Genomic DNA, 15,384 nt, shown 5'->3' with positions numbered 1-15,384 from the left:
CGCTCACTCTCAGAAAACTGACTGACCAGATCCGAAGACCCAGTCACGTTTTGCTGTGCGAGCACTGTATAACTTGTGAAGCAACACTGTCCGAAGACAGCGGCGTCCGCTACCCAGCGCCCACACTTATCGGTTGTTTGTTTGTTAAAGAACTTCGCTTCCCGGCTTTGCCGTTCAGCGCGCTGCGTTGTCTGCAGCAGAGAAACGAGATTATGCAGAGCTTTCTTCGTTTCGTCAACCGTTGCAGCAATCTTTTTTTGCTGCGGCCAGCGCTGCCAACTTCGCTGCGCCAACCTTGCGGTCGACCCCGCAACCCTTGCTGCGTCTGCCTTGCAGCGCCGCGTTGTGTTGCGAGGGGGCGAATATTAAGGGACCCGGAGGTGCTTGGCAAGGGGTTTCTGAAAACTTCTTCGTGCCGCCATCGCCAGGCACTTAAAATCGGCTGATGCCGGATATGCCCACTTACCTGCCGTCGCGCATGCCCGCGGACGGCAAGCACTTTGCAGACGCCCTCGCGCTCGCCGCGGCGCTGTCGCGCCCGATCGTCTTCGTCGACCTCGAAACCACCGGCGCCGATGCCCAGCGGGACCGGATCACCGAGATCGGCGTCGTCGAGGTCGGCCCGGACGGAATTACCGAATGGGATACCTTGCTGGACCCCGGCATGGGGATCCCGCCGTTTATCCAGCGCATGACCGGCATCTCCGACGAGATGGTGCGTGGCCAGCCGACGTTCGAGTCACTCGCCGAGCCACTTGCCGAGCGCCTGCAGGGCCGGCTTTTCGTAGCCCATAACGCACGCTTCGATTATGGCTTCCTGAAGAACGCATTCCGCCGCGCCGGCGTTACGTTCCGTGCGGATGTGCTGTGCACGGTACGCCTGTCGCGCTCGCTGTACCCGTCGGTGGAACGCCATGGTCTCGATGCGCTGATCGCCCGCTTTGGCCTGACGCCTAAGGGGCGGCACCGCGCCCTGGCCGATGCCGAGCTGCTTTGGCAGTTCTGGCAGAAGATCCACGACACCTATTCGGTCGAGCTGGTCGAGGCCGCGGTGCGCACCCTGGTGCGTCGCGCCAGCCTGCCGGCTGGCCTGGACGAGACCGCGCTGGAAGACGTGCCCGCCGCTCCCGGTGTCTATATCTTCTACGGCGATGACGACGTCCCGCTGTATGTAGGCAAGAGCGTGCACCTGCGCCAGCGCATCGGTGCCCATTTCTCGGGCGACTACCGCTACGGCAAGGATATGCGGCTGGCGCGGCTGGTGCGCCGGGTCGAGTGGCGCGAGACCGGCGGCGAGACCGGCGCGCTGTTGCTCGAGGCCAGGCTGGTCAAGACGATGCAGCCTGTCCACAACCAGCTGCTGCGCAGCAATGCCCGGCTCTACGCATGGGAGCTGCCGCCGCAGTTGCCGGTGCCGCGCCTGCGCACCAGCCGCGACACCGATTTCTGCCGGCATCGCGATCTGTTCGGCGCCTTTGGCAGCCGCGGTGCGGCCGAGGCGCGCCTGCGTGCGCTGGCCGAAGAGCACGGCTTGTGCATGGCCACGCTGTCGCTGGAAAAGACCACGCCGCGAGGCAACCCGTGCTTCGCGCGGCAGGTACACCGCTGCGCCGGCGCCTGCGTCGGCGCCGAGCCGGCCGCCGCGCATCGCGCGCGCCTGGCCACCGCACTGGCGCCGCTGGCACTGGTGCCGTGGCCATTTGACGGTCCGGTGGCATGGCGCGAGGAGCATGCCGGACGCACGTGGTGGCATGTCGCCAACGACTGGTGCTATCTGGGCTGCTCACTCACGCTGGACGAGGCCCGCGCGCTGGCCGTTGCGCCGGCGCACTTCGACCTGGACACCTACCATATCCTCGCCCCGCGCATGGCGCAGTGGATGCCGGAAACGGTCCCGCTGCCGGTAGCGAGCCTGTTCGAGCTGACCCCGCCGGCGAAGCCGCAGGAGCAGGATGTACTGCGGCCGGTGCGTGCTACCGCGGCGACCGCCCCACGCAGGCCAGCCCGCGCGGCCGGTCAGCAAGCCCTGGATCTGTTCGCGGACTGAACCGCGCCGCCGGCTGCCCGCTGTGTGGGCTGGCGCGCAGACCGTGCTTGTGGGCAGGCGTGCCCTTCCGTTAGTCTCGACGGACCGCCCTTGCCGCCGGGCGCGCCGATGCGGAGTCTCAATGCCTGCCAAACTGTTCCGTCCTGCCGAATCGGCCCGCGGCGCCGCGCGGGTGCGCGCGTGCCTGGCCATCCTCTGGGCCGGAGCCTTCACCGGCGCGTGTGCCAACCTGGGCGGCGGCGCCATGCAGGAAATCTTCGACTCCTGGAAGAACGTCTCGGTCGACGAGGCCAAGCGCCAGTGGGGACCGCCACAGGCGGTTCAGGCGATGCCGTCCGGCACCGCCTATGTCTGGAACGAGACCATCCCGGCAGCCCGCGCGCCAGGCAGCGGCCCCCGCGATGCCGGCATGGAACGCACGCCGGTGCCGGGCCATTGCCAGCGCAAGCTGATCGCGGGCCCGGACGGCATTGTCATCGGCGGCGAATGGAGCGGCGATGCCTGCTGCATCAGCACGCTGGTCGGCCGCTGTGCCGCACTGAAATACCGAGGGCCCGGCTGACCGGCGGCACGGCGCCTTGAAGTCCTTGAAGTACTGCATGACCAGCAGGACCGGGGCCGCCATCAGCTGCGCCTGCCCTCCCGTCGCAGAGCGGAAGCGCCATTCAGGCCGCCGGCCACGCGCCGGTGGCAGCCAGGACCGGCGAGTATTCGCGCAACTGCCAGCGCATCGGCAGCACCGACGGGCGCCGCATCACCTGCTCGACATGCAGCCGCACCAGCCGCTCCGCCCCGGCGAATGTCGCCAGCTCGGCGCCGTCCCAGATCACTTCGGCATGGCCACCGACATGGAGCAGCGCGCCTTCGGCAAAATCGGGCACCACCAGCCCGGCGCGTGGGTTCTGCAGCAAGTTGCCGACGGTATTGAAGAAGTTGTTGCCGTTGAAATCCGGGAAGGTGAGCGTGCCATTGCCGTCCACGCGGATAAAACCCGGCTTGCCGCCGCGGTGCGATACATCGACGCCGCCGGTGTGCGCGCCCTCCTCCGGCGAGGCAGCATGGCTGGTGGCAATGAACAGCGTATCGGCGGCCCGCAGCCACGCTGCCGCGGCGTCGTCCAGCACCGTGCCGTGCCATGCCGGCACGGGAGCTCCCGGTTGTGCCATGGTGCCTTCGCGCAGCTGGATATAACGCGGGCAGTTGCCGAAGCTCTGCTCGACTTCGACCGTGAACCCGCGCTGGTCGCGCGCCACGATGATGCCGTTCATCCGGTTGCGCCGGCGCGTGGACAGCTCGATGCCCAGCAAGCCAACGCTCGCACCGTGCTCCAGGGCCTGTTCCAGCGGATCGCCAGGCAGCGGCAAGGAGTCGATGCGCAAGTGCGTGGCATCGGGGCTATATGCAAACCCCGGCGCACCGGCAAGCACCGATGCCCACGGCAAGCCACCGGCATCGACCGCGCCAACCAGCAGGATCGGCAGCTGGGCATAGAAGTCGCGATGCTGTGCGGGCATTTCGCCGCGGATCACGCGCGCGCCGGCCGCAGCCATGCGCTCGCGCTTGCCGGCGCGCTCCTGCGCGGCCAGTTCCCCGGCGTGGAAAGGCAGGCCGGCATGCGGCCAGACGGGCAGTTCCATGATGGACTCCTTGGCTGATGCAGCCGGCGCTCGCGCGGCGGCGTCCGGTTATCCGGCCTCAGGCAGCCCTGCCGGGCCGGGATACGATCATCGGCACGAAGCCGGGCAGCGCCTCGATGCGGCGCAGCCACGCGTTCAGTGCGGGATACGGCGCCAGGGGCACGTTGCCTTCTTCGGCGCGGGCAATGTAGCTGTAGGCGGCGACGTCGGCGAGCGTGGCATGGCTGGCTGCCAGGAACGGCTGCTCGGCCAGCAGAGATTCCATCAGCACGAACAGGCGCTGCGCGCGGGCGATGGCGTCGTCCAGCGGCACCGGCCGGCCGAACAGCACGCCCAGGCGCGCCGCGGCGGGGCCGAAGGCGATTTCCCCGGCGGCCACCGACAGCCAGCGCTGCACGCGCGCGGCTCCGACCGGGTCGCGCGGCAGCCAGCGGCCATCGTCATAGCGCGTGGCCAGGTAGACCAGGATCGCGTTCGAATCGCCGATCACCGCGCCGTTGTCGTCCAGCACCGGCACCTGCCCGAAGGGATTGAGCCGCAGGAACGGCTCGCGATGCTGTTCGCCGCCGCGCAGGTCGACGTCGACCAGCCGGTACGGCAGTCCCAGCAGCGACAGGAACAGTTCGGCGCGATGGGCGTGGCCCGAGAGCGGCGAGCGATAAAGGACGAGCGGAACGCGGGGCTCGGCGGGATGGCTGGCGGCTTGCATGACACACTCCTCGGGGGTTGGGATACCGGGATTCTGGACGCGGAAGGCGCTGCAATAAATGGGGCGCCTGATATTTGACTACTCCAAAAATCGGAGTAATGTGTGGCGCCATGGACAAGCTTCGAGCCATGCAGACCTTCGTGCGCATCGTCGACGCGGGCAGCCTGACTGCCGCCGCGGCGACGCTGCACACTTCCCTGCCCGCGGTGGTGCGCACACTGGCCGCGCTCGAGTCCGAGCTGCAGGTGCGGCTGCTCAACCGCACCACGCGGCGGCTGTCCCTGACCGGCGAGGGGCGCAGCTACCTGGACAGCTGCCGGCGCATCCTGGCCACCATCGATGAAGTCGAGGCCGGCCTGACCGCCAGCCATGTCGAGCCCAGCGGCCAGCTCACGCTGACCGCGCCGGTGCTGTTCGGGCAGATGTATATCGCGCCGGCAGTCACGCGCTTCGTGCAGCGCTATCCGCGCGTGCGCTGCCGCATGGAATTCACCGACCGCGTGGTGAACCTGCTGGAAGAAGAACTCGACGTCGGCGTACGCATCGGCCCGCTGGCGGATTCGACCCTGGTGGCGCAGCCGGTCGGCCATATCCGGCGCGTGGTGGTGGCCACCCCCGCCTACCTGCGCAAGCATGGCACGCCGCGCCATCCCGACGACCTCGCGCGCGCCAATTGCGTGCGCTTCACCGGCAATGCCGCGCACTGGTGGACGTTCCAGGAAAACGGCAAGCCGTTCCAGGTGCAGGTGACGGGCAACCTCGAATTCAACCAGACCGCGCCGGCCGTGGCCGCTTGCGCGGAAGGCGCCGGCTTCGGCAATTTCCTGTCGTACCAGGTGGCGCAACTGGTGCAGGCGCGCAAGCTGCGCATTGTGCTGGAGACGTTCGAGCAGCCCGCCTGGCCGTTGTCGCTGATCTATCCGCATGCGCGCTTGCTGCCGGCGCGCACGCGCGCCTTTATCGACTGGATGCGCGACGACCTCGGTCCGCGCTTTCGCTGAGACAGCGTTCCCGCGGTGCGCGAGAGCAAGACCAAGACGCAGAGATGCCGATTCCATGCCCCTGGCCAGCGCTCCAACTCCGACGGGCTTCGGCGCCCGCTTGCGCCACCTCATCCGCCGACCCAGCGGCAATGCGCTGCGCGCGGCGGTGCTTGGCGTCAACGACGGCCTCGTCTGCCTGGTGATGGGGCTGGAGGGCGCGGCCGCCACGCGTGAAGCCGTGATCCTGGCAGGGCTCGCCGGCCTGACCGCGGGTGCCTGCTCGATGGCACTGGGCGAATGGCTGTCGGTCACCAACAGCCGCGAGATGAACAACAAGCGGCTGCGCGACATGGCGCAACAGATCGCGCACGATACCGCCCGCGCGCGGCAGCGGCTGGTGGCGGTGCTGTCTGGCAAAGGCATGCCTCCGGCGGATGCGGAACGTGCCGCCGACGAGATCATGCGCGATCCGCGCGCCACGCTCGATATGGTATTCGGCTCGCTCTGATGCTGCCCGCCAGGGTATCCACGACGCGGAGCAACAGGCGTGCGTACCTTGCGCGCACGAGTGGCGACCCACCCGTTCGCAGCGACCGGCCACCCGACAAAAGCCTTGACGCCGCGCGGCGCGCACCGGTATTTTTCAAAAGCGAATCTGCATTCGAATACGGAAAATCCCTATGCCAGCGACGTCGTCCGGCCTTCCGGCCACCTCTTCCTTCCCCCGTATCGATACGCCCTCGATCCTGCAGCCGCCGCGGCAGCGGCGCGCGCGCGAGACCGAGCAGGCGCTGCTCGGCGCGGGCCGTGAACTGCTGGCGAAGCGCGATTTCGCCGCGGTTTCGGTGGCCCAGATCGCCGCTGCGTGCCAGGTGTCGGTGGGCGCTTTCTATGGCCGCTTCCGCGACAAGATGGCTTATTTCGAGGCATTGCGCGCGCTGGTGATGGAGGAAACCTCGGCATCGATCGACCGTTACCTCGCGCAGGAGCGCTGGGAAGACGTGCCGACCGCCGTACTGCTAGACAAGGCCGCGCGCTTCATGGTGCTGGGCACGCTGGCCAATCGCGGCGTGATGCGCGCTTCGCTGCGGCATGCCTCGACGAAGCCGGAAGAGTGGCAGCCGCACCGCCAGAATGGCGAAGCGATCGTCGAGCGGATGGTGCAGTTGCTGGTACCACGGCTGTCGCTGCCCGCGGATATCGCCGATCTGCGTGTGCGCTTTGCCATGCAGGCGGTCTTTAGCGTGCTGGTCAATGCGGTGCTGAACGATTCGGGGCCGCTGCATCTCGACGATGAGCGAATGATCCCCGAACTGAGCCGCATGATGGCGGGGTACCTCGGCGTCACAGGCAACGCCCAGGCCTGAATTCGCGCCGTAGTGCAGTCTGGTAATGCAGCGCGCCCATGGCCGCTATGAATTCGGTGGTGCTTGCTTGGCGGCGGCGCACGTCCTCTCTAGAATGCGTCCACGCTGACTGCATCCACGCCCACTGATACCGCACATGGCCACGCTTTTCCTCGTCCGCCACGGACAAGCCTCGTTTGGCGCCGCCAACTACGATTGCCTGTCGGAGACAGGCCGCCAGCAGGCGCGCTGGCTGGGCGAGTATTTCAGCGAGCGCGGCTTGCGCTTCGCACGCGTGGCCGCGGGCAACCTTGTGCGGCAGCAGGACACCGCGCGCGAGATCCTGGCCGCGATGGGCCAGCCGCAAGCGGAAATTGCCACGCATACCGGCCTGAACGAATATGACGGCGAGGCGCTGTACCGCTGCCACACCGGCGGCGCCGACCATCGCGCCCACCAGAACGGCGATTACAACGACTACTGGCGCACTTTCCGCGCCGCCTACCATGCCTGGACCCAGGATGGGCTGACCGACATGACGGAAAGCTGGGCCGATTTCGGCGCGCGCATTGCCGGCGCGCTGACGCAAGCCTGCGAAGGCACCACGCGCGAAGACGCCATCCTCGTGGTCAGCTCCGGCGGCGCCATCGGCCGCGCCACGGCCGACCTGCTCGGCGCCCCCGCGGCCACTGCCATCGAAATGAACCTGCAGTTCCGCAATACCGCGTTCTGCGAAATCATCGTCGGCCGCGGCGTGCAGCGCTTGCTGAGCTTCAACAATATCCCGCACCTGGACCGGCCGCAACGCCGCAGCGCGCTGACCTTCGCCTGAAGGCCACAGGCACCACGCGCAACAATGACAAACCCGCCTGACGGCAGGTTTCTGTTTGGCGTGGAATGCGGCGGCAATCGCTCCGGCAACTGGCGCGGGCACTTTGACATGCCCGCGCCGCCGGTCCTTCTCCCTTTACTACCTTTTCTGCTGCATTCCTGCTCGGTCGCCCGACACGGACGCCAGTGCCTTACAGGCGTTCGACGATGGTCACGTTGGCCAGCCCGCCGCCTTCGCACATGGTCTGCAGGCCGTAGCGCTTGCCGTGCGTATGCAGCGCATGCACCAGCGTCGTCATCAGCTTGGCGCCCGAGCCGCCCAGCGGATGGCCCAGCGCAATCGCGCCGCCATGCACGTTGAGGCGCTCCGGATCGGCGCCCGTTGCCTGCAGCCAGGCCAGCGGCACCGGTGCGAAAGCTTCGTTGACTTCGAACAGGTCGATGTCGTTGATGCTCAGGCCGGCCTTCTTCAGCGCGTGCATGGTCGCCGGCAGCGGCGCTTCGAGCATCACCACCGGGTCGTGGCCGATTACGGTCATATGGTGCACGCGCGCCAGCGGCTTGACGCCGAGCTTCTTCAGGCCAGCCTCGTTGACCACCAGCAGGCCGGCGGCGCCGTCGCAGATCTGGCTCGACGAGGCAGCGGTCACGCGCCCGCCTTCGGCGATCAGCTTGACCGCGCCGATGCTGTCCATCGTGGCGTCATAGCGGATGCCTTCGTCCGCGGTATGCATTTCGCCGTTGGCGCCCTCGGCGGTGCGCACTTCGACCGGCACGATCTCGGCGTTGAAGCGGCCCGCCCTGGTCGCTGCCGCGGCGCGCTGGTGGCTGAGCAGCGCGTAGGCATCGAGCTGCTCGCGCGACAGGTTGTACTTGCGCGCAATCATCTCGGCGCCGGTGAACTGGCTGAACTGCACGCCGGGGTAGCGCGCCTCGACGCCCGGGCTCTTGGGCACGCCGAAGCCGTTCTTGGCCGGCAACTGCGACGACAGGCCCATCGGCACGCGTGTCATGCTTTCCACGCCGGCCGCGATCACGATGTCCATCGCGCCCGACATCACCGCCTGTGCGGCAAAGTGCAGCGCCTGCTGCGACGACCCGCACTGGCGGTCGACCGACGTGCCCGGCACGCTTTCAGGCAGCCGCGACGCGAGGATGGCGTTGCGCGCCACGTTGCCAGCCTGCTCGCCGACCTGGCTGACGCAGCCCATGATGACGTCTTCGACCAGCGCGGGATCGGCGCCGGTGCGCTCGACCAGCGCATCGAGCACCTGCGCGGCGAGGTCGGCCGGATGCCAGCCCGACAGCTTGCCGCCCTTGCGCCCGCCGGCGGTCCGTGCCGCGGCGACGATATATGCCTCTGCCATTTGATCTCCTTGTTCGGTGCCAGCCGCCCCGCGGCCGGCCGGTGCTTGATGCGGGGTGCCGGCGGCTGCCGGCAGGTTGGACCCTATTGTTGTCCCGGGCCGGCCGGCCAGCGTCGTCGGAAGCGACGAAGTTGGCCGGCCGCCTCAGGGCGATGTCAGGGCGATGTCAGGGCGATGTCAGGGCCAAGTCAGCGCGGTGTCAGCTGCGCGGGCCGAGCACCGCGAAGATCGCGGTGGCGCGCAGCAGGCAGCGCTCGCCGCTGACCAGCCGGCAGCTGCCGTAGCGCAGCCGCGAGCCGAGCTTGTCGAACTCCACGCGCGCCTCGACCCAGTCGCCCAGGCGCGCCGAGTCCAGGAAGTCCAGGCTCAGGTTGGCGGTGACCGCGCTCTTCTCGCGGCCGGTCTCCAGCGACATCATCATGCCGATGGCGGTATCGGCCAGCGTCGCCAGCATGCCGCCGTGCGGGATGCCGAGGTTGTTGAGATGGCTCTCGTCGATGCGCACCGCCAGCGTGCGGCGTTCGCGGTTCAGGTAAAGCTGGCCGAAGTTGGCCATGTAGCCTCCCGGCTGCCGCAGCGGCACGAAGCCCTCGGGCACGGCAGAGCCACTGGAGCTTTCGGCCGCCTGCGGCATCGCCGCCTCGATTCCGGCTTCAGCCATGGCGTCAGGCGAAGTAGCGCGAGGCCGAGCCAAGTTGCTCGCGGCATTCGCGGACCATGCGTGCGAGCAACTCCTCGCAGCTCGGCACGTCGTCGATCAGGCCCACGCACTGGCCGGCGCTGATGATGCCGCCGTCGGTCTCGCCCGCTTTCAGCGCTGCCTTGCCGCGCACACCGGCAACCAGGTGCTTGACGTCTTCGAACTGCGCACCGCCGGGGCGGCGCTCGATGCTCACGACCTCATCCGACACGGCGTTCTTCAGCACCCGTGCGGTGTTGTGCAGCGTGCGGAAGATCAGGTTGGTGTCGCGCTCGCTGGCCTGCACCAGCGCCTGCTTGACGTTGTCGTGGATCGGCGCTTCCTGGGTGGCGCAGAAGCGCGTACCCATGTTCACGCCCTCGGCGCCGAGCACCAGCGCGGCGGCCATGCCGCGGCCGTCGGCGATGCCGCCCGAGGCGATCACCGGCACCGACAGCTTGCGTGCCGCCAGCGGGATCAGCACCATGCCGGGGACATCGTCCTCGCCCGGGTGGCCGGCGCACTCGAAGCCGTCGATCGACACCGCGTCGACGCCCAGGCGCTCGGCCGACTGGGCATGGCGGATCGCCACGCACTTGTGGATCACCTTCATGCCTGCGGCCTTGGCGCGCGCGATGTGTTCCCTGGGGTTGTTGCCGGCGGTCTCCAGCACCTTGACGCCGTTTTCGATGATGACGTCGAGGTAGCGCGCGTATGGCGGCGGGTTGATCGAAGGCAGCAGCGTCAGGTTCACGCCGAATGGCTTGTCGGTCATATCGCGGCAGCGGCGGATTTCCTCGCCCAGCGCCTCGGGGGTCGGCTGCGTCAGCGCGGTGAGGATGCCCAGCCCGCCGGCGTTGGAGACGGCAGCGGCCATCTCCGCATAGCCGACCCATTGCATGCCGCCCTGGATGATCGGGTAGCGGATGCCAAGCAGTTCGGTGATTCGAGTCTTCATGATTGTCCTTTTTGCTGTCAGCTAGCGGGCCTTGCCGGCGTTCGGGCCAGTCTACGGCGCGCGCGTGCGCGATGCTTCGTCGGAAGCGACGATTGCGGGCGGCGCATTCTGCACTAGTGTTGGCTGCCCCCGCGCCGTTCCGGGCCCTTGCCGCCCTCCGGCCCGCGGCACCCGCCCCCTTCCCTCAGCAGGAGTCGCCATGACGCAAGCCACGCCTTCGTTCGAAACCCTGCGCTACGCCGTTGAAGACGGTGTCGCCACCATCACGCTGCATCGCCCGGACCAGCTCAACGCCTTCACCGCGCAGATGATGCAGGACCTGATCGCCGCCTTCGACGCCACCGATGCCGACGACAACGTCCGCGCGGTGATCGTCACCGGCTCGGGCCGCGCCTTCTGCGCCGGTGCCGACCTGTCCGGCGGCAGCTCGACCTTCGATTTCGAGAAGCGCTATGGCGCCAGCCCCGACACCGCGCACCGCGACGGCGGCGGCCGCGTGTCGCTGCGCATCTTCCGCAGCCTCAAGCCGGTGATTGCCGCGGTCAACGGCGCCGCGGTCGGCGTGGGCGTGACCATGCAGCTGCCGATGGACATCCGGCTGGCCTCGACCGACGCCAAGTTCGGCTTCGTGTTCGCGCGCCGCGGCATCACGCCCGAGGCCGCATCATCGTGGTTCCTGTCGCGCGTGGTCGGCGTTTCGACGGCGCTGGAATGGTGCTATACGGGGCGGGTGTTCTCGGCGCAGGAGGCGCATGAGCGCGGGCTGGTGCGCTCGCTGCACGCGCCCGAAAACCTGCTGCCGGCAGCGCGGGCGATCGCGCGGGAGATTGCGGACAACGCCGCGCCGGTCTCGGTCGCGATCTCCCGCCAGCTGATCTGGCGCATGGCCGGGGCCAGCCACCCCATGGAGGCGCACAAGCTCGACAGCCGGGCGATCCAGTCGCGCGGGCGCTCCGCCGACGTCAAGGAAGGCGTCAGCGCATTCCTGGAAAAGCGCCTGGCCGCGTTCCCCGACACCGTCTCGCACGACCTGCCGGACTTCTTCGACTGGCGCGGCGAGCCGCCGTTCGCCTGAAGCGCCTGAAGCCGGCGCCACCACGTACCCACCGGAGTCAGCATGAAAGTCAGTCAAGCCGTCGCCAGCCGCAAGTCCGTTCGCGGCTTCCTGGACAAGCCCGTGCCAGCCGACACCATCCGCCGCGTGCTCGACGCCGCGGCGCGCGCGCCGTCAGGCGGCAACCTGCAGCCGTGGCATATCCACGTGATCGGCGGCGAGGCGCTGGAGCGCTTGCGCGGCATCATGCGCGAGCGCATCGCGCACACGCCCAAGGGTGAAGACCGCGAATACAACGTCTATCCGCCCGAACTGGTTGCGCCTTATCGCGACCGGCGCTTCGAGGTGGGCGAGGCGCTCTACCACTACCTTGGCATCCCGCGTGAAGACAAGGCGCGGCGCCTCGCCCAGTTCGCCAGCAACTTCACGTTCTTCGGCGCGCCGCTGGCGCTGTTCTGCACCGTGGACCGGCGCATGGGTCCGCCGCAGTGGTCGGACCTGGGCATGTACCTGCAGACCGTGATGCTGCTGCTGCGCGAGGAAGGGCTCGACAGCTGCGCGCAGGAATGCTGGGCGATGTATCCGGAGACCATCGGCAGCTTCCTGCAGCTGCCGGCCGAGCGCATGCTGTTCACCGGCATGGCGATCGGCTTCGAGGATCCGGAGGCGCCGGCCAACCAGTTGCGCGCGGCGCGCGCACCGCTGGCGGAGTTCGCCGAGTTCATCGGCATCTGAGAACTGGCGCCGCGCGCAGTTACGCACGCGGCGCCAGGATCAGAGCAGCCCCAGCTGCCGCGCGATCGCCACCGCCTGGGTGCGGTTGCTGGCGTGCAGCTTGGCGCTGATATTGCGCAGGTGCGTGCGCACCGTGGTCTCGGACACGAACAGGCGCTCGGCCATGGCGACATTGGAAAAGCCTTCCGCCAGCAACTGCAGCACCTTCTGCTCCTTGGGCGTCAGCGGCTCCACCAGCGCCGGCGGTGCGGGGCGGCCGGCCGCCCCGCCAGGCGCTTCGCCGGCTTGCTGGCCGCATGCATGCAGCAGTTTTTCCACGTAGGCGGATGGCAGGCTGGCGCCCTGGCGGGCGCAGGCGTCGGCCACCAGCCGGCGCACGTCGTCACCTTCGTCGGCGAAAATCCGCACGAAGCCCTCGGCTGCCCCGAAGCGCAACGCCTCGCCCATCACCACCAGCGCATGCGCGCCGTCGCCGCTGCGCTGGCACGCCTGTGCCAGCAGGATGCGCAGCTTGAGCGCGCGGCGCATCAGCTGGTTGCTGGTGGCGGCCGCCAGTTCGCGCTCGATCGCGTCGCGTACCTGCGCCCCCGGGCGGGCATGCACGTCCAGCCGCAGCCTGCCGACAAAAATGTCCTCGACGTCGCTGGCAAACGAGCTGACGCCCGGACGCGTGCGCCACAGCGCCGGGTCGGCGGCGCGCTCGATCGCCTCCTGCGCGGCGTGCACGTTGCCCTGGCGCAGCGCCAGCCGCGCGCGCTCCAGCATCGCCGCCATCACCAGCCGGGTCAGGCCGCGGTGGTGGCCGAGCGCCTCCAGCTGCGCCAGCCATTCATGGGCCTGGTCGGTCTCGCCACGCTCGAAGGCGATGCGGGCCAGCACGGTATGGCCGGTGATGATCTGGTCCGGCAGGCCGAGGTCGCGCGACAGCGGCAGATACACGGTAAGCAGCCGGCTGGCGCGGTCGGTATCGCCGCTCTCGTACAGCCCTTCGGCCAACAAAATGCCGGCCATGGCGTTGCCGTTGGTCGGGCCGAAGCGGTTCGGCAGCATCGTGCGCGCGGCGATGCGGAAGCGCCCGAGCGCCTGCTGCAGCCGTCCCTGGCGCAGGTCGATCAGGCCTTCGACCGATTCGGAGAAGATCTTGTTGAAGTTGCTGTCCGAGCCGCGCACGGCCTGGCGCGCGATCTGGAGCAGCCGGCGCGCCTCGGGATAGTCGCCGATGACCGCGGCCAGCCGCGCCATCGACGTACCCAGGATCGCATCCGGGAAGGCGTAGCCCATCGGCAGCGGCGGCACCTCGTTGCGGGCGAAGGCACGCGCGTCGTCGAAGCGGTCCATCATGTTGAGCAGCACGTGGCGCAGCGCGCGGATATGCGCGAGCAGGTCGCCGGCCGCGCCTTCGGTCGGGATCGCCTGCAGCAGCGCGATCGCGTCGGCCGGGCCGCGCGTGAATGACACCGCCCACGCATGCGCGATCTGCAGCTTGGGCCAGCGGGCCAGCTGTTCGGCCGGTACCGCCTCCAGCCAGCGTGTCAGCAGCCGCATGCGGCCCTGCCCCAGCAGGTCATCGACGGCGCTGTCCAGCAATTCCAGCGCATGGCCCAGCGCGCCGGCCGCGAGTGCGTGCTCGATGGCGGGCACCGGGCGGCCCTGAGACTCGTACCAGCGCGAGGCAGCCAGGTGCAATGGCGGCACGGCTTCGGGCATCGACTGCGCCAGCTGGCCGCGCAGGAAGCCGGAAAACAGGCTGTGATAGCGGTACCACTGCTCCGCTGCCGCGCCGGTGCCGCGCTCGCCGTAGCGCTCGCTCTCCAGCGGCAGCAGGAACAGGTTGGCGCGCTCCAGCCAGGCCAGGATTTCGTCGCTGCTGCCGGCGCCGCCCCCGGATGGCGGAGCGGCCTGGCAGACCGCGTCGCACAGCGGGCCGCAGAGCTGGTCGAGGATCGAGGTCCGCAACAGGAAGTCCCGCACCGCATCGGGCAGGTGCAGGAAGACGTCTTCGACCAGATAGTCGGCAATTGCCGCGTTGGAGCCGGAAAAGCCGGCAATGAACCCCTCGGGCTGGCTGCGCCGCTCCATCGCCACCGAAGCCAGCCACAATGCCGTGGCCCAGCCTTCGGTGCGCCGGTGCAGCGCGCTGATCGCGGCTGGCTGCAATTTGAGCCCACGGGCCTCGCGCAGGAAGGATTCGGTCTCGCTGGCGCTGAAGCGCAGTTGCGCGGGCTCGATCTCGAGCAGCTCGCCGCGCGCGCGCAGCCGGCCCAGGCCGCTCTCCGGCACCCAGCGCGTACCGATTACGACACGGCAGCCCGGCGGCAGGCTTTCGACCATCTGCCACACCAGGCCGCTGACGGCGGCGTTCTGGATCGATTCGAAGTCGTCGAGGAACAGCGTGAAGGCGCCGCTGTGGCTGCCCAGCCGGTCGATCAGCGCGAGCGCCTGCTCGCCGGGATCCTGCATCAGCCCGGAGCGGGGCGGCTGGGCCGCTGCGCCGAGCGCCTGCGCGATGGCGGCCTCGACCGAGCCCAGGAAGCGGGTGGCATCGTTGTCGGAGCGGTCAAGGGTGAGCCAGGCGGTGCGCCCGCCCGCGGCTTCCAGGCGCGCACGGCACTGGAGCATGGCGGTGGTCTTGCCAAAGCCCGCGGGCGCGCGCACCAGCACGAGCTTGACGAAATCCGCGGCGCACACGGCGTCGCAGATCGACGCGCGCTCGACCTGGAACGGCGTCAGCAGCGGTGGACGCAGCTTGGCGGCCAGCGCAGCGGCGCCGGTGGCGGACGGCATGCGCCGCCCGGTCTCCTCGATACTTGCCATTGGCGATTTGTCGTCTTCCGCGCCGCAGCGCCCTTGCGGCAATGCGAAGGGCAATGCGAAGCGATGCGCCCGCCCGCGCAGCAGCGCGGGCGGGCGTGACTGTGATGGAACACGGAATTATGGCGTAAACGCGCGCGGCCGCGCGCCGCCGAGGGTTCGGGGTCTCTTCAGGCGGCCTTCCGGCTGGATTAAGGGGCTCCCGGACCGCAGCGCCGCTGCGCTCG

15 protein-coding genes are annotated in these 15,384 nt (G+C 68.9%); 8 read left to right on the top strand and 7 right to left on the bottom strand.

Annotated features, from left to right (window positions below; all coding sequences use genetic code 11):
- Nucleotides 1-293: hypothetical protein (locus tag ACAD63_RS32110; protein ID WP_434034303.1), on the bottom strand; the 293-nt coding region annotated here is incomplete at its 3' end.
- 152 nt (nucleotides 294-445) lie between these two features.
- On the opposite strand from ACAD63_RS32110, the gene ACAD63_RS32105 reads away from it, so the two are divergent.
- Both ACAD63_RS32105 and ACAD63_RS32100 read left to right on the top strand, forming a co-directional pair.
- Nucleotides 446-2,047 (top strand): 3'-5' exonuclease family protein, encoded by a 1,602-nt coding sequence (locus ACAD63_RS32105; RefSeq protein WP_133098426.1) that lies wholly within the window; start codon nucleotides 446-448, stop codon nucleotides 2,045-2,047.
- Nucleotides 2,048-2,168: 121 nt separating this feature from the next.
- Nucleotides 2,169-2,609 (top strand): hypothetical protein, encoded by a 441-nt coding sequence (locus ACAD63_RS32100; RefSeq protein WP_133098425.1) that lies wholly within the window; start codon nucleotides 2,169-2,171, stop codon nucleotides 2,607-2,609.
- Nucleotides 2,610-2,712: 103 nt separating this feature from the next.
- On the opposite strand, the gene ACAD63_RS32095 is transcribed toward ACAD63_RS32100, so the two are convergent.
- Together ACAD63_RS32095 and ACAD63_RS32090 are read right to left on the bottom strand one after the other, a co-directional pair.
- A complete protein-coding gene (locus ACAD63_RS32095) occupies nucleotides 2,713-3,684 on the bottom strand; it encodes a pyridoxamine 5'-phosphate oxidase family protein (RefSeq protein ID WP_135703679.1) in 972 nt (323 codons plus the stop codon).
- 58 nt (nucleotides 3,685-3,742) lie between these two features.
- Nucleotides 3,743-4,393 carry a glutathione S-transferase family protein gene (locus tag ACAD63_RS32090; RefSeq protein WP_133098423.1) on the bottom strand — a complete coding sequence of 217 codons (651 nt, stop codon included), beginning with the start codon at nucleotides 4,391-4,393 and terminating at the stop codon, nucleotides 3,743-3,745.
- A gap of 98 nt (nucleotides 4,394-4,491) precedes the next feature.
- On the opposite strand from ACAD63_RS32090, the gene ACAD63_RS32085 reads away from it, so the two are divergent.
- The 4 genes from ACAD63_RS32085 to ACAD63_RS32070 all read left to right on the top strand — a co-directional run bounded on the left by ACAD63_RS32085 (nucleotide 4,492) and on the right by ACAD63_RS32070 (nucleotide 7,554).
- On the top strand, nucleotides 4,492-5,394 hold the full coding sequence (locus ACAD63_RS32085) for a LysR family transcriptional regulator (protein ID WP_084402443.1): 903 nt from the start codon (nucleotides 4,492-4,494) through the stop codon (nucleotides 5,392-5,394).
- A gap of 100 nt (nucleotides 5,395-5,494) precedes the next feature.
- On the top strand, nucleotides 5,495-5,884 hold the full coding sequence (locus tag ACAD63_RS32080) for a VIT1/CCC1 transporter family protein (protein ID WP_255519971.1): 390 nt from the start codon (nucleotides 5,495-5,497) through the stop codon (nucleotides 5,882-5,884).
- Nucleotides 5,885-6,056: 172 nt separating this feature from the next.
- Nucleotides 6,057-6,743, top strand: coding sequence for a TetR/AcrR family transcriptional regulator (locus tag ACAD63_RS32075; protein ID WP_133098420.1), 687 nt, complete (start codon nucleotides 6,057-6,059; stop codon nucleotides 6,741-6,743).
- Between the two features lie 136 nt (nucleotides 6,744-6,879).
- A complete protein-coding gene (locus ACAD63_RS32070) occupies nucleotides 6,880-7,554 on the top strand; it encodes a histidine phosphatase family protein (RefSeq protein WP_434034302.1) in 675 nt (224 codons plus the stop codon).
- Nucleotides 7,555-7,744: 190 nt separating this feature from the next.
- Here the strand turns inward: ACAD63_RS32070 and ACAD63_RS32065 are convergent, their stop codons facing one another.
- From ACAD63_RS32065 to ACAD63_RS32055, 3 genes are all read right to left on the bottom strand, one after another.
- Complete coding sequence (locus ACAD63_RS32065; RefSeq protein WP_135703677.1) at nucleotides 7,745-8,920, bottom strand: acetyl-CoA C-acetyltransferase; 1,176 nt, start codon at nucleotides 8,918-8,920, stop codon at nucleotides 7,745-7,747.
- 199 nt (nucleotides 8,921-9,119) lie between these two features.
- Nucleotides 9,120-9,581: a PaaI family thioesterase gene (locus tag ACAD63_RS32060; RefSeq protein ID WP_133098417.1), complete on the bottom strand. Its 462-nt coding sequence runs from the start codon at nucleotides 9,579-9,581 to the stop codon at nucleotides 9,120-9,122.
- Between the two features lie 4 nt (nucleotides 9,582-9,585).
- Nucleotides 9,586-10,560: an NAD(P)H-dependent flavin oxidoreductase gene (locus ACAD63_RS32055; protein ID WP_368671211.1), complete on the bottom strand. Its 975-nt coding sequence runs from the start codon at nucleotides 10,558-10,560 to the stop codon at nucleotides 9,586-9,588.
- A 196-nt stretch (nucleotides 10,561-10,756) separates the two neighbouring features.
- Here ACAD63_RS32055 and ACAD63_RS32050 point away from each other — a divergent pair, with 196 nt between their 5' ends.
- Nucleotides 10,757-11,632, top strand: coding sequence for a crotonase/enoyl-CoA hydratase family protein (locus tag ACAD63_RS32050; RefSeq protein ID WP_434034301.1), 876 nt, complete (start codon nucleotides 10,757-10,759; stop codon nucleotides 11,630-11,632).
- A gap of 42 nt (nucleotides 11,633-11,674) precedes the next feature.
- On the top strand, nucleotides 11,675-12,346 hold the full coding sequence (locus tag ACAD63_RS32045; protein ID WP_133098414.1) for a nitroreductase: 672 nt from the start codon (nucleotides 11,675-11,677) through the stop codon (nucleotides 12,344-12,346).
- Nucleotides 12,347-12,385: 39 nt separating this feature from the next.
- Here ACAD63_RS32045 and ACAD63_RS32040 read toward each other — a convergent pair whose 3' ends face one another.
- The gene (locus ACAD63_RS32040) at nucleotides 12,386-15,160 is read right to left on the bottom strand and encodes a LuxR C-terminal-related transcriptional regulator (RefSeq protein WP_434034300.1); all 2,775 of its coding nucleotides are present in this window, start codon (nucleotides 15,158-15,160) and stop codon (nucleotides 12,386-12,388) included.
- Nucleotides 15,161-15,384 lie beyond the last annotated feature (224 nt).

The organism is Cupriavidus sp. a3, assembly GCF_051015765.1.
GTDB classification, from domain to species: Bacteria; Pseudomonadota; Gammaproteobacteria; order Burkholderiales; family Burkholderiaceae; genus Cupriavidus; species Cupriavidus oxalaticus_A.
The sequence above is the reverse complement of the archived record's forward strand: the minus strand, read 5'-3'. Positions and strand labels throughout refer to the sequence as shown.

What these genes read in the sequence shown, in the direction of transcription:
- ACAD63_RS32105 (WP_133098426.1), top strand. Translation starts at nt 446, where the DNA reads ATGCCGGATATGCCCACTTACCTGCCGTCGCGCATGCCCGCGGACGGC.
- ACAD63_RS32100 (WP_133098425.1), top strand. Translation starts at nt 2,169, where the DNA reads ATGCCTGCCAAACTGTTCCGTCCTGCCGAATCGGCCCGCGGCGCCGCG.
- ACAD63_RS32095 (WP_135703679.1), bottom strand. Translation starts at nt 3,684, where the DNA reads ATGGAACTGCCCGTCTGGCCGCATGCCGGCCTGCCTTTCCACGCCGGG.
- ACAD63_RS32090 (WP_133098423.1), bottom strand. Translation starts at nt 4,393, where the DNA reads ATGCAAGCCGCCAGCCATCCCGCCGAGCCCCGCGTTCCGCTCGTCCTT.
- ACAD63_RS32085 (WP_084402443.1), top strand. Translation starts at nt 4,492, where the DNA reads ATGTGTGGCGCCATGGACAAGCTTCGAGCCATGCAGACCTTCGTGCGC.
- ACAD63_RS32075 (WP_133098420.1), top strand. Translation starts at nt 6,057, where the DNA reads ATGCCAGCGACGTCGTCCGGCCTTCCGGCCACCTCTTCCTTCCCCCGT.
- ACAD63_RS32070 (WP_434034302.1), top strand. Translation starts at nt 6,880, where the DNA reads ATGGCCACGCTTTTCCTCGTCCGCCACGGACAAGCCTCGTTTGGCGCC.
- ACAD63_RS32065 (WP_135703677.1), bottom strand. Translation starts at nt 8,920, where the DNA reads ATGGCAGAGGCATATATCGTCGCCGCGGCACGGACCGCCGGCGGGCGC.
- ACAD63_RS32060 (WP_133098417.1), bottom strand. Translation starts at nt 9,581, where the DNA reads ATGGCTGAAGCCGGAATCGAGGCGGCGATGCCGCAGGCGGCCGAAAGC.
- ACAD63_RS32050 (WP_434034301.1), top strand. Translation starts at nt 10,757, where the DNA reads ATGACGCAAGCCACGCCTTCGTTCGAAACCCTGCGCTACGCCGTTGAA.
- ACAD63_RS32045 (WP_133098414.1), top strand. Translation starts at nt 11,675, where the DNA reads ATGAAAGTCAGTCAAGCCGTCGCCAGCCGCAAGTCCGTTCGCGGCTTC.
- ACAD63_RS32040 (WP_434034300.1), bottom strand. Translation starts at nt 15,160, where the DNA reads ATGGCAAGTATCGAGGAGACCGGGCGGCGCATGCCGTCCGCCACCGGC.